We start from the raw sequence: 14,161 nt of genomic DNA, 5'->3' as shown, positions 1-14,161 counted from the left end.
TGTGACATCCGAGGTGTGTAGTGCCGCCCGCAAAGGTCGGCACTTCGGTTCTGGCAAACAGAGCCGATAAAAAGGGAAATTGGACATGAAAGCCCGAAGCGACGACCCGAAACGGGAAGTCATCGACAAGGTTGTCGAACAGATCCAGCAACGCTTGACCGGTAAGATGGCGAAGGATGCAGAAGCATTCGTTCGCCTTTTTTACAAGGATGTACCGCCCGACGACATGGCAGGTCGATCCGTCGACTCGCTTTATGGCGCGGCACTGACATTATATAAATTCGCGCAAAAGCGCCCATCGGCCAATGCCGCCAAGATCCGGGTCTATAACCCCGATCTTGAAGAGCACGGCTGGAAATCCGATCACACCGTGATCGAGATGATCAATACGGATATGCCGTTCCTGGTGGATTCCGTAACGTCTGCGCTTAACGAATTCGATCTGACCGTCCATCTGGTCATCCATCCGATCATGCGTATCGCGCGTGATGATCGTGGTGAATTGCAGTCGGTCGAAGCGGTCGAGAATTCGGATGCGTCGCGTGAATCCGTGATGCATCTTGAAATTGACGAGCAGACCGACGAAGCCGTTCTGCGAAAAATCCGTGATCGTCTGGAAGACGTTCTTACCGATGTCAGTCTTTCGGTCGAGGATTGGCAGGCGATGCTGTCAAAAGTCGCTGAAGTTCTTGATGGCATCAGAACCGCGCCAACCGGTATTTCCGCAGAAGACCAGAAGGAAGCCCAGGATTTCCTCGGCTGGGTCCATAACGATCACTTCACCTTCCTTGGCTATCGTGAATATAAATTCAGCGGTACGGGCAAGAAGGCCAAAGTGGACGTTAATCCGCAAAGCCAGCTTGGGATTCTGCGCCGTGAAGGGACGCATATCTTTGATGAGCTGCGCCAGATCGGCAATCTGTCGACCGAGGTGCAGGCATTTGTCGCCCAGCCAAGTCTTCTGATGGTGACCAAGGCCAACAAGCAGTCAACCGTGCATCGTTCGGTGCATCTCGACACGATTGTCGTCAAGCAGTTCGATGATGAAGGCAAGGTTGTCGGCCAGCATCTCTTTGTCGGTCTGTTCACCTCGGTTGCCTATAACCTCAGCCCGCGCCTCATTCCGCTTCTGCGCATGAAGCTTGCCGAAACCATCAAGCGTGCCGGCTTCCCGCCTGCCAGCCACGATGCCAAGGCATTGGTCAATATCCTTGAAACCTTCCCGCGCGACGAGCTTTTCCAGATCGAACTTGATGATCTGTATCATATCTGCATGGGCATCCTGCATTTGCAGGAACGCCAGCGGATTGCCCTGTTCGTGCGCCGTGATGCCTTTGAACGTTTTGTTTCCTGTCAGGTTTTCTGTCCGCGTGACCGTTTCTCGACGAAACTTCGCATGAAGTTCCAGTCGGTGATCGAAGCCGCCTTTGATGGCAAGGTGACGGCACATTACACATTGATCGGCGATAGCCCCCTTGCGCGGTTGCACCTTCTGGTCAAAACCACGCCGGGTGAGTTGCCGGAATACAATGTTACCGATATCGAACGTCAGCTTGTTGAAACCGCACGCGACTGGGCTGATACGCTCCGTCAGGTGCTGGTCCGTGAAATGGGCGAAGAACGCGGCTTGACCCTTTATCGTCGTTACGGCGAAAGCTTCACCGGCGATTATCGTGATCGGTTCGGTGTTGATACCGCGGCTCTTGATATCGACCGTATCGAGGACGTGATCAAATCATCGGACTTGCGGGTCAATCTGTATCGCCCGATCGAAGCCGCCGAGAACGAGCTGCGCTTCAAGATTTATAACCCCGGTGCACCGGTTCCGCTTTCCGACGTCTTGCCGATGCTTGAAAATATGGGTCTTAAGGTCATTACCGAAAACCCGTTCAAGGTCGAACCACGCGATACCGATGTGAATGTCCGCATCCACGATTTCGGGGTGCTGGTTGACGGCGAATTCCACCTGCATGATGTGCGTGACAAGTTCCAGGAACTTTTCATTCGCATGTGGCATGGCGAAGTTGAAAACGACGCCTTTAACCGTCTTGTTCTGCTGGGCGGCTTGCATTGGCGCGAAGTCGTTATTCTGCGGACCTATGCCCGTTATATGCGTCAGATGGGATCGGCCTTCTCGCAGGATTACATGGCCAAAACACTGGCCAATAATGCTGGCTTGGCGGCAACGATTGTTGATCTGTTCGTTGCACGCTTTGACCCGGATCGTGATCCGGGGCTGGCCGCCGAAGCCGAGGCCATCGAAGGCGACATTATCACCCGCCTTGAAGATGTGATGAACCCGGACGAGGACCGCATTCTGCGCGCCTTCCTCAACCTCGTTCAATCAACGCTTCGCACCAACTATTTCCAGTATGGCAAGGACGGCAATCCGAAACCCTATCTGTCGGTAAAATTCAATTCCGGCATGGTCGAAGATCTGCCGCTTCCGCGTCCTTGGCGCGAAATATTCGTCTATTCGCCGCGTGTCGAGGCCGTCCATCTGCGTGGTGGTCCGGTCGCGCGTGGCGGTATCCGCTGGTCGGACCGTCAGGAAGATTTCCGCACCGAAATTCTCGGTCTGGTCAAGGCACAGATGGTCAAGAACGCGGTGATCGTGCCGGTTGGCTCCAAGGGCGGCTTTGTCGTCAAACGGCCTCCGGTTGATGGCGGTCGCGAAGCCTTCCTTGAAGAAGGCATTGCCTGTTATAAAACGCTGATGTCAGGCATGCTTGATATCACCGACAACATCGTCGGTGGCGACATCATCCCGCCGGAACGTGTACGCCGTCTTGATGACGATGATCCCTATCTGGTCGTTGCGGCCGACAAGGGGACTGCGACCTTCTCCGATATCGCCAATGGCGTTGCCCGTGATTATGGCTTCTGGCTTGACGATGCCTTCGCATCGGGCGGCTCGCAGGGCTATGATCACAAGAAAATGGGCATCACCGCGCGCGGTGCGTGGGAATCGGTCAAACGTCATTTCCGCGAAATTGGCAAAGACATCCAGAAAGAACCCTTCACTGTTGCCGGTGTTGGCGATATGTCGGGTGACGTTTTTGGCAATGGCATGCTGTTGTCCGAACAGATCAAGCTGGTTGCGGCCTTCAACCACATGCATATTTTTGTCGATCCCGACCCGGATCTGGCGAAAAGCTTTGCCGAACGCAAGCGCCTGTTTGATATGCCGCGCTCAAGCTGGGCCGATTACGATACCAAGGTCCTCTCGAAGGGCGGTGCAATCTTTGACCGCAAGGCCAAGACGCTTGATCCCTCGGCCGAGGTTCGCAAGCTGCTTGATCTTGGCACCGGCAAGGTAACGCCGGCCGACATGATGAAGGCCATCCTGAAAGCCGATGTCGAACTTCTGTGGTTCGGCGGGATCGGGACCTATATCAAATCATCCGCGGAATCGAATGCCGATGCCGGGGACCGCGCCAACGATTCCATCCGCATCAATGGCAAGGATATCCGCGCAAAGGTCATCGGCGAGGGCGCCAACCTTGGCTGCACGCAGCGTGGCCGTATCGAGTATGCCCACGCTGGTGGGCGTTTGAATACGGACGCCATCGACAATGCCGCGGGTGTCAACTGCTCGGACCACGAGGTCAATATCAAGATCCTGGTGGGCGAGGTGGTTGCCGCCGGTGACATGACCGAAAAGCAGCGTAACAAACTGCTGGTCGAAATGACCGACGAGGTCGGTGATCTGGTGCTGCGTGACAACTATCTGCAAAGCCAGGCGATCTCGAACGCCTTTGCCGGGGGCGGGGATGCGCTGGATGCGCAGGTTCGCCTGATCCGGATGCTGGAACGCGAAGGTCGTCTGAACCGGGAAATCGAATATCTTCCCGATGACGAGGAACTGGCACGTCGCACGGCCGCCCATCAGGGCCTTACCCGTCCGGAAATCTCGGTTCTGATGCCTTATGCCAAGCTGTGGCTGTATGACGAGGTGCTTAAATCCGATCTGCCCGATGACCCGATCCTCGTCGAAGAACTGGTGCGGTATTTCCCGACGGCTGTCCGTAAAAAATACAGCGCGGCGATTTCCAGCCATCGTCTGAAACGTGAAATCATCGCGACCGTCGGCACCAACAGTCTGGTCAACCGCGTTGGCGGCACCTTTGTCCATGACATGATGGAGGCAACCGGGCTTTCGGCGGTGGACGTTTCGCGCGGTTATCTGATTACCCGTGCGGTGTTTGGCCTGCGCAAACTGTGGGCGGGTATCGAAGCCCTTGATAACAAGGTTGATGCCAAGGTCCAGATCGCGATGTTCTCCCACATCAACCGCATGGTCGAAGATGTGACCCTGTGGTTCCTGCGCAATTGCGAGGAATTGAATGTCGGGGCGAAGATCGAGCTGTTCCGTCCGGCGGTCGCCAAGGTGATCGAGGCCTTTGACGATATCGTCCCGGCCGATGCGGCTTTCCGCACGACCCTGGATCAGAAATCGCAATCCCTGATTGATCGGGGCGTGCCCGAAGATCTGGCGCGCCGTATCGCGGCAATGCAGCAGATGGTCGCGGTTTGCGATATCGTCCGCATTGCCGAGGCAACCGGGCGTGATGTCATCGATGTCGGGGCAACCTATTTTGCCATCGGGGCACGCTTCCAGCTTGGCCTGCTGCGTGCAGCAGCCGAGTCCATCGAAGCCGAAACCCATTGGCAGAAACTGGCGCGCGCCGCCGCGATTGATGATCTGTTCGGTCATCAGCGCGAACTGACGCGTGTGGTGCTGTCTTCTGGCACGAACGGCACGGTTGGTGGTGATCTGGTCAGGAAATGGGTCGATGATCATCAGCGCGGTTGTGCACGGTGTGATCAGCTGATCGATGAATTGCGTGCCGCAGGGCAGATCGACCTGTCGATGATCACGGTTGCCAACCGTCAGATCAGGGCCATGGTCGGCGGCTGATCCGCACAGGCAAGGCATTTTCGCAAAAGAGGGCGCTTCGGGTGCCCTCTTTTTTTGCCTTCGCCCGGGGTCTGAAATATCCTCCGGAATGTCAGGAGCAACCGGATGCTGTCGGGTTGGTAAATTTTTTGAACCGGATAACGAATGCGAAGTAATTGAATCGATTTAATTTACTGCCATTCTCCTGCCGTTTTTATATGATGAAAACCAAATGAAGTCAGGGGATGCCTTGAAAAATACCAACCGGTACGTATATTGAATACAGAAAAAGAGAAAAATGGTGTGAAAATGAGGAACGCTGCCGAGACCCGGACAAAATTGCTGGAGACCGCCATACAATTGCTATGGACCAGCAGCTATCACGATATTGGTGTCAGTGATGTCTGCAAGCATGCAGGGGTTACCAAAGGGGCGTTTTATCATCACTTTGACAGCAAGGCCGCCCTGTTTGCAGCTTCGGCGCGCCATCACTGGGATAAGGGAAAGGACGAACTCAGAGCGATCTTTTCCCCAGAAATTGCGCCACTTGATCAGTTGAACAGCTATATCGATCTGATCATGAACAAACAGAAAAAGCAGTCTATTCCGGGGGATGCCGAGGTTTGTGTTTGCCCGATCTTTACCGCCGGTGGCCAGGTTGGTCCCGAGGATATCGAAATTCAGGACTGTTCACGCGAACTTGCCGAGGAGCAGATCAAGTATCTTGCCTCCATGATTCGCGGCCTTAAGGGCGAGGGCATGCTTTCCGGGGATGCCGATGTGACGCTGCTGGCGCGTCTTGTTTTCCAGTTTGTGCATGGCTTGCTGACATACGGCAAAGTTTTTAACAGTTTGGATACTGTTCGGTCTGATTTGCGTGTCGGCATCTGCCGGATGCTGGATTTACGCTGTGAATTCAGGGATGTAAAGGCCGAGGAAGCCTCGTTGTCAGCCGCCGGATAATTCATAAAATTTAGAACGCATGTAAATTTTTTTCATTTTCCCCTTGCTAACAAACCGATCGGTACGCATCTTCCCGTTAATCTGTCCGCGAATGCGCGGGTCACGCTATTGGGAAATGGAAAGATGCAATCACGATCCAAACTGAGAATGCTGCTGTCCGCCACAGCTGCAATCGCTGCGATTGCTGCCGGTGGTTACGGGCTAAGCACCATAGGCACCGCCGATGCCGACGAAGCCGTTGCACAGGCTGCACCGCAAATCACCCCCGTCACTGTCCAGGACGTGCACAGCCAGTCCGTCAGGCTTTGGAACAATTTCTCCGGCCGGCTGAGTGCGGTCGAGGAAGTCCAGCTTCGCCCGCAGGTCAGTGGTGCCATTGTCGATATCCGCTTCGAAGATGGTCAGATCGTCAAGCAGGGCGATATTCTCGCCGTGATCGATCCCCGCACATACAAGGCCGCCGTTGACGAAGCCAAGGCGGAACTGGCGGCTGCCCGCCAAACCCTGTCGCTTGCCGCCAAGGAAAAGGCACGCGCTGAAAAACTGGTGGCCAATGGCACCGTTTCCAAACGTGTCTTTGATGAACGCGTCAGCGCCGAACAGGTTGCGCAAAGTCAGGTTAACCGCGCGCTTGCACAGCTTGAACTTGCCGAAATCGAGTTCGATCATGCCTTCGTCAAGGCACCGATTGATGGCCGTGTCAGCCGGGTCGAACTGACCGTCGGCAATCAGGTCAATGCCGGGCCGAATGCCCCGGTTCTGACCACCATAGTCTCGACCGGTAAAATCTATGCCGATTTCGATCTGGATGAACAAACCTATTTCGCCAGCATCTATGACGCCAATAAAGTCAGCGGCGCGGATCAGAAAATCCCGGTCCGCATGACCATCGCCGGTGGCAAGACAATTGACGGATTTATCCACAGTTTCGATAACCGCATCGATACCCGTACGGGCACCATCCGGACCCGCGCCCTGTTTGACAACAGCAACGGCGCACTTCTGCCCGGCAGTTTCGCCAGCCTGCAACTCGGCACCTCGGCCGAACAGGATGTCATCCTGATTGCACCCGACGCCATCAGCACCGATCAGGACCGCAAATTCGTTTACGTGGTCCAGTCGGACAATACGGTTGCCTACCGTCAGGTAACGCTGGGGGCCGAAGTTGACGGGCGTCGCATCGTGACCTCCGGGCTTGAACCCGGTGACATGGTGATTGTGAACGGGATCATGAAAGTTCGACCCGGTATGCCTGTTGCTCCTGAAATTCTGCAGGCCTCGGCATCCTGACGGATGCTTGACTGCGCGCAAAGACTAGGCTGACCGTTATGCAGAATATATCCAGATTCTTTGTGGATCGCCCGATTTTCGCTGGCGTTCTATCCGTCCTGATATTGTTATCAGGTTTGATTGCCATGCTGAATTTGCCGATTTCCGAATATCCGGAAGTCGTGCCACCGACCGTTGTGGTCGAAGCGCAATTCCCCGGTGCAAACCCGGCTGAAATTGCGCAAACCGTCGCTTCCCCGCTTGAAGAACAGATCAACGGGGTCGAGGGGATGCTGTATGTCAACTCGCTGGCAACGACCGATGGCCGTCTCAGCCTGACCGTGACCTTTGAAATCGGGACCGATCCCGATCTGGCACAGCAAAAAGTCCAGAACAGGGTATCGCAGGCCGAACCGCGTTTGCCTGATATCGTCCGTCAGCTTGGCGTGACGGTGTCAAAGCAATCCCCGGATCTGACGATGGTGGTGCATCTGCTCTCGCCAAATGACCGCTATGACATGCTGTATCTGCGCAACTACGCGACCCTGAATGTCAAGGATCAGCTGGCCCGCATCAAGGGCGTCGGGCAGGTCGGTTTGTTCGGGTCGGGTGACTACGCCATGCGCATCTGGCTTAACCCGGACAAGGTCGCCGAACGCGGCCTGACCGCAGGCGATGTTGTTTCGGCCATTCAAAGCCAGAACGTGCAGGTCGCGGCGGGTACGATTGGCGGCGCGCCGTATGATACCGGTGTGCAGTTCCAGTTGCCGATCAATGTCCACGGGCGCCTTGAAACGCCCGAGGAATTTGCCGAAATCATCATCAATCGTGACGAAGACGGCACTGTAACCCGTCTTGGCGATGTCGCCCGGGTCGAGCTGGAGGCACAGCAATATGCCCTGCGTTCCCTGCTTGATAACAAATCGGCTGTTGCCCTTCCGATCTTTGCATCGCCCGGTTCCAACGCGCTTGAAATTTCAAGCAACGTTCGCGCAACCATGGCGGAGCTCAAGGAAAACTTCCCCGAAGGTCTTGAATACAGCATCGTTTACGATCCGACCGTTTTCGTTCGAAGCTCGATCAAGTCGGTGATCAAAACCCTGCTCGAAGCCGTCGCGCTCGTTGTTGTGGTGGTGACAATCTTCCTGCAGACGTGGCGTGCCTCGATCATTCCTCTGCTGGCCGTGCCGGTGTCGATTATCGGGACATTTGCCCTGATGCTGTTGCTGGGATTCTCGATCAACGTGCTGTCGTTGTTCGGTCTGATCCTCGCCATCGGGATCGTGGTCGATGATGCCATCGTGGTGGTCGAAAACGTCGAACGTAATATCGAACGTGGTCTGTCACCGCGTGATGCAACCGTGGCCGCGATGCGCGAAGTGACCGGGCCGATCATTGCGACCTCGCTCGTGATCACCGGTGTGTTCGTTCCGATTGCCTTCATCAGTGGCCTGACCGGTCAGTTCTATCAGCAGTTCGCCCTGACAATCGCCATCGCAACGATCATTTCAACCATCAACTCCCTGACGCTCAGCCCGGCTCTGTCGGCACTTCTGCTGAAAGGGCATGACGCACCGAAAGACTGGCTGACCCGCGCCATGGACTTTGTCTTTGGCTGGTTCTTCCGCTGGTTCAACCGGTTCTTCAATCGCAGCACGGAACTGTATGGCGGTGGTGTCAAACGGTTGCTGGGGATGAAAACCATCATGATGGCGGTTTACGCCGGATTGCTGGTTCTGACCTGGCAGGGTTTCCAGATTTTGCCATCCGGCTTCATCCCGTTGCAGGACAAGCAGTATCTGGTCAGCTTTGCACAATTGCCGCAGGGCGCGACACTGGACCGTACCGAAGAAGTCATTCGCGAAATGTCTGAAATCGCATTGGCGGAACCCGGTGTCGAAAGTGCCGTGTCCTTCCCCGGCCTGTCGATCAACGGGTTCGTTAACAGCTCAAGTGCCGGCATCGTCTTTGTGACCTTGACCGACTTTGCCGAACGCAAATCCGATGATCTGTCGGGGCTGGCGATTGCCGGAAAGCTGCAACAGAAATATGCTGCCCTTGACGAGGCCTTTGTCGCAATCTTCCCGCCACCCCCGGTTCAGGGTCTTGGCACGGTGGGCGGTTTCAAACTGCAGGTGCAGGATCGAAGCGACCAGGGATATCGTGCGCTTGATGACGCCATGAAACAGGTATTGGCCAAGGCATGGGCCGCACCTGAACTGACTGGTGTGTTCTCAAGCTACAATATCAATGTCCCGCAATTGCAGGCCAATCTTGACCGTACAAAGGTCCAGCAGCTCGGCATTCCGGTCGATGAAATCTTCCGGACCATGCAGATCTATCTGGGCTCCATGTATGTCAACGACTTCAACCAGTTCGGTCGCACCTATCAGGTGATCGCACAGGCCGACAAACCCTATCGCTCAAGCCCCGAAGACATCCTGCGTCTGCAAACGCGCAACGCGGATGGCGATATGGTGCCGCTTGGCAGTGTTCTTTCCGTATCCGAAACATTCGGGCCGGATACCGCCATGCGTTACAACGCCTTCCGTTCTGCTGATCTGAATGGCAACGCCGCACCGGGCTATTCCAGTGGCGAGGCGGAGGCCGCGATTATCAAGATCCTTGATGAAACCCTGCCGCCGGGCATGTCCTATGAATGGACCGACCTGACCTATCAGCAGATCCTCGCGGGTAACACGGCAATCTTCATCTTCCCGATCTGTATTCTGCTGGTCTTCCTTGTTCTGGCCGCCCAGTACGAAAGCCTGACCTTGCCGCTGGCGGTCATCCTGATCGTCCCGATGAGTACGCTTTCGGCGGCCTTTGGTGTCTATCTGTTCGGTGGGGATAACAACATCTTCACACAGATCAGTCTGTTCGTTCTGGCCGGACTGGCATCAAAGAACGCCATCCTGATTGTCGAGTTTGCCCGTGAACTTGAACATCAGGGCCGGACAACCGTTCAGGCAGCCATCGAAGCCAGCCGCCTGCGCCTGCGTCCGATCCTGATGACGTCGCTTGCCTTCATCATGGGCGTTGTGCCGCTGGTGATTTCAAGTGGTGCGGGTTCGGAAATGCGCCATGCCATCGGCATCGCCGTGTTTTCGGGCATGCTGGGTGTGACCATCTTCGGTCTGATCCTGACACCGGTGTTCTACGTGCTGGTGCGCAAGATCGGCCGTGGCAACGAGGTTCGTTCACTTGATGGGGCTGACGCGCAGCAGCCCGCGGAGTAACGAAAACCGTTGCACAACAGCCGGACCATAAAGTTCCCCCGACCCCGTGGTCCGGCTGTTTTCTCTTTTATTGATTTCCAAAAACCAGACGCCGAATGCCAAGGAAGGTATCTGTGTCGATACGAAGCGGTCCTTGCCAGGTGCCAGCCTGTGCCGGTGATGGCGCATTCCAGTCAATTTCTCGCGGCGGCGGCATGTTTTCTTCTGATGGCCAGCGATCCCCGCCAAACAGTTCCTCGCGGTAATCTGCCAGCGTGCCAAGTGTTCCTGCCGTACCTTCTTTAACCGTTAGTCGGTTGCCATATTCGGAACGCAACGCGACCTCGACGCGATTTTCGACATATCGGGTTAACTGATCCCCGGAATAGCCAAGATTCTCGCCGTCACTCTGCGCTTTGCTATATTCTATGGCGTAATTCATGCCATTGGAAACATTGACGTTATCCTCGCCAAAGACTGCGACAAGCTGATCATCAAGATAATAGGCGCGTGTTACTTGTGCCCCGCTGTTATCATCTAACCAGCCATTCAACTGGCCTTCGGCATTGGCTTGATAGGTTTCGAATTCTTCCTTCCGCTTGGTCTGAAGGGCTTTCCATTCTTCAAGCGAGAATCTGGTGCTGTATTCACCGGTTTGTGGATCAATCGGTCTGGGCATGGTTAGGTACCGTGCACCGACAATAGACATTTTCCCTTGAAACTCGACCATATGACACCTCCTTCAATGATCTTTAAATTGTACATGCAATTAAAAGACCACTCATGGGTGTATTAGTGGGACTCCGTTGATATCTGCGGCATTTGCTCTGTGATGTTGGTCACGCAGGAAAAAATTCCATAATCATTTTGCTTGTTCAAAGGGTTGGCGGGAATAATCTTCCCACACCAACGAATAAGTTTTCTATGCGGTGGCAAAGAAGCAGAACAAGTTTGCCGGGTGCTTGCCTTGGCGCAACTTCTCCCTATCTTCTGCGCGGAGTATTCGTCAAAGGAAGTGTCGACCATGAATTATGTGCGTACAGGTTTGTTGCTGGCTGGCTTGACCGCGCTGTTTGGCGCAGTCGGCATGATGATTGGCGGGCAACAGGGCATGATCATCGCATTGCTGTTTGCTGCGGTGATGAATGTGTTTGCCTATTGGAATGCAGATTCCATGCTTTTGCGCATGCGCGGTGCAAAGCAGGTGGATGACCGCACTGCACCCGAACTGGTATCGATGGTGCGCGAACTGGCGCAAAATGCCGGGCTGCCGATGCCCAAGGTCTATGTGATCGATAATCCCCAGCCCAATGCCTTTGCCACCGGACGTAATCCCGAAAATGCTGCCGTCGCCGCAACCAGCGGCCTGATGCAGTTGCTTGATCGCAACGAGATTGCCGGTGTGATGGCCCATGAACTGGCCCATATCAAAAACCGCGATACCCTGACCATGACGATCACCGCCACCATCGCCGGGGCGATTTCCGCCTTGGCCAACTTTGCCATGTTTGCCGGCATGTTTGGCGGGGGTCGCAATGACAACAACAATCCGCTCGGCGGGGTGGGCATGATCCTTGTTGCCATTCTGGCACCGCTTGGCGCGATGCTGGTGCAAATGGCAATCTCGCGTACCCGCGAATACGAAGCTGACAAGATCGGGGCTGAAATCTGCCGCCATCCGATGTGGCTGGCCTCCGCCCTTAACAAACTGGACAAAGGCGTTCATGCCATTCCGAACATGGATGCCGAACGCAACCCGGCGACGGCGCATATGTATATTGCCAACCCGCTTTCGGGCAAAGGTGTGGACAATCTGTTCTCAACCCATCCGAGCATGTCAAACCGGATTGCCAAGCTGCGTGAAATGGCGGGCGCGCCACAATCGGGAGCTGCCGCACCGGCAAAATCCGGTCCGTGGTCCGGGGCGGCAAAGGATCGCCGGGTGCGTCGTCGCCCCTGGAATTAATCTAAGTTACTAAAATTTGGGGGGATTTCCCGACCCCGACCTATACAAACCTTGCCGGTTTTATCCTTCGGTATGGTGCGAAATGCGATGGCGTATGATTGACGCCGCCGCCGCTGCACGAGATTATATCATAATCGTCTAAGTCAACCTCCGGCCACGGAAGGATGGCGACGGATGTTTGAGAAGGGGATAAATGGCGGGCTTCTGGTCGATGGTCGGGCTTGTTTTCAAGTCCATCTTTACAGCCGGGGAAACGGTTGAAAACGGTTCTGCGTCGGTCGATGGACCGGACGAACGTGTTGAGCCATGTCTGTATGCCGTTGCCCACTTTGTCCCCGAAGATCCATCCGGAACGCCATTGCCCGATCAGGTTGGTGACTGGGTGAAACGCACCCTATCGGATATCCCCGATACTGCGCCACTGTCGTTGGGACGGTATTTCACAATCAGCACCGATATTGCCGATGCCTTTCAGGCCGTGCGCGAAGCCCATGCTGGTGTGTTAAACCTTGCCCGGCGTCAGGATGCTACGGCGGTATTCTGGGGGCAGACCAATCCGGTGAACGGATTGCTGGAAGTTCATTTCAGCAACGACATGCTGGTTTCACCGCTTTATGAATTGCTGCTGCCATTGGTTCACACCTTTCGTCAGCCACAGCATAAAGATACCGCAGCGGCCCTTCATATCCTTCTGACATGTGAATTGCTGGCGCGTGCACGTGGCCGTGATCTGCGCGCGTTGCAGGTGGCACGCCTTGCGTCTCACCTTGATGACCTTCAGGAACGGATCAATAACGGCGAAAACTTTGCCGACGTCGGACAGGGCGTGACAACCGCCTATGCTTTTGGTGCGGTTATGCTGGCTGAAACGGGTGAACGCAGCTATTGCCTCAGTGCCATCCGGGCAATTGAGCTGATTGTCCGTCAATTCCTGACCCTGGCCACGGAAACGCCAAAAGACAGCAAAACGATCAAAAAGCCGACCGGTCTTCTGAATGAACGGGTCGTTCAGCAGGAAACCGTTGAAACCATAAAAAAAATCGAAGACATGTTGCGCGGGGTTGCGGATCTGTCACTGATTGATCCGGAACGGTCGGCGATCATGGCGTTGTATGGCACGCTTTTGAACTGGTCGATGGTAAGCAATATGAACGCGCGTTCAGGCGCAACAGCCATCGGTGTGTGGAAGCTTCTGGAACGCCGTTTTGAATTGATGGCGGGCACGCCGGTTTCGCGCGCGATTGCCATTGGCAAACTTGGCGAAGCCACGATGATCCATGCCAAGGAAATTGACGATATCGAAATGGCCGAAATGGCCAGTGGCCATTATCGTCGGGCGCTGGGACTTGTGAATACCAAGGCCCACACCGTTTTATATGCCCAGATTGCCTATGGTCTGGCGGAGTCTGTTGTCGCCCAGTCCACGATTGGCAGCATCGGTGTCGTTGCCGAACAGGTTATTCCGGTCTTTCAGGCGGCTCTTAAAGTCTGTTCAAGACGCGATCACCCCTATCTTTGGGGACGGGCGATGTTCGCGCTTGGCAGTGTGCAGTTTTCCCTTGGTGCCGCCGAAAAAGACCTTAAGACAATTTCGCATGCACGGATGAATTTCTCTCAGGCTTACGAAGCCTTCGACGAGGCTGCTGCACGCGGGGCGGCGCGCGCTGCCTCGGGCAGTTTCACCCGTGCCGAAAACATGATGCATCAGCTTTCGCAACGCCAGGCAGTAATCGATGCGACCGGCGGCGCAGGAGAAGCCAAGGCTTCGTAAGGGATTTCCGGCAAAATGGTGCAGATTAAACACAAAACGCTTTAAATCAGACAAAAGAAAACCCCGCAGCCTTT

7 protein-coding genes are annotated in these 14,161 nt (G+C 55.2%); 6 read left to right on the top strand and 1 reads right to left on the bottom strand.

Annotation, left to right across the window (positions count from 1 at the left end; translation table 11 throughout):
• The first annotated feature begins 85 nt into the window (after positions 1–85).
• The 4 genes from BC440_RS11745 (at position 86) to BC440_RS11730 (ending at position 10,371) form a co-directional block, all read left to right on the top strand.
• The gene (locus tag BC440_RS11745; protein WP_063092472.1) at positions 86–4,921 is read left to right on the top strand and encodes an NAD-glutamate dehydrogenase; all 4,836 of its coding nucleotides are present in this window, start codon (positions 86–88) and stop codon (positions 4,919–4,921) included.
• A 288-nt stretch (positions 4,922–5,209) separates the two neighbouring features.
• Entirely contained in the window at positions 5,210–5,863 is a 654-nt protein-coding gene (locus BC440_RS11740) for a TetR/AcrR family transcriptional regulator (protein WP_063092570.1), read from the top strand.
• A gap of 123 nt (positions 5,864–5,986) precedes the next feature.
• On the top strand, positions 5,987–7,153 hold the full coding sequence (locus BC440_RS11735; protein WP_065701863.1) for an efflux RND transporter periplasmic adaptor subunit: 1,167 nt from the start codon (positions 5,987–5,989) through the stop codon (positions 7,151–7,153).
• A gap of 38 nt (positions 7,154–7,191) precedes the next feature.
• The gene (locus BC440_RS11730) at positions 7,192–10,371 is read left to right on the top strand and encodes a multidrug efflux RND transporter permease subunit (RefSeq protein ID WP_063092473.1); all 3,180 of its coding nucleotides are present in this window, start codon (positions 7,192–7,194) and stop codon (positions 10,369–10,371) included.
• A gap of 67 nt (positions 10,372–10,438) precedes the next feature.
• Here the strand turns inward: BC440_RS11730 and BC440_RS11725 are convergent, their stop codons facing one another.
• Positions 10,439–11,029, bottom strand: a complete 591-nt coding sequence (locus BC440_RS11725; RefSeq protein ID WP_110252386.1) for a hypothetical protein — start codon at positions 11,027–11,029, stop codon at positions 10,439–10,441.
• Positions 11,030–11,374: 345 nt separating this feature from the next.
• Here BC440_RS11725 and htpX point away from each other — a divergent pair, with 345 nt between their 5' ends.
• Complete coding sequence (gene htpX, locus BC440_RS11720) at positions 11,375–12,316, top strand: zinc metalloprotease HtpX (protein WP_063092475.1); 942 nt, start codon at positions 11,375–11,377, stop codon at positions 12,314–12,316.
• Between the two features lie 193 nt (positions 12,317–12,509).
• Entirely contained in the window at positions 12,510–14,087 is a 1,578-nt protein-coding gene (locus BC440_RS11715) for a hypothetical protein (RefSeq protein WP_063092476.1), read from the top strand.
• Positions 14,088–14,161: the final 74 nt, after the last annotated feature.

Source organism: Thalassospira sp. MIT1004 (assembly GCF_001858545.1).
Classification (GTDB): domain Bacteria; phylum Pseudomonadota; class Alphaproteobacteria; order Rhodospirillales; family Thalassospiraceae; genus Thalassospira; species Thalassospira xiamenensis.
This window is presented reverse-complemented; position numbering and strand designations above follow the sequence as displayed.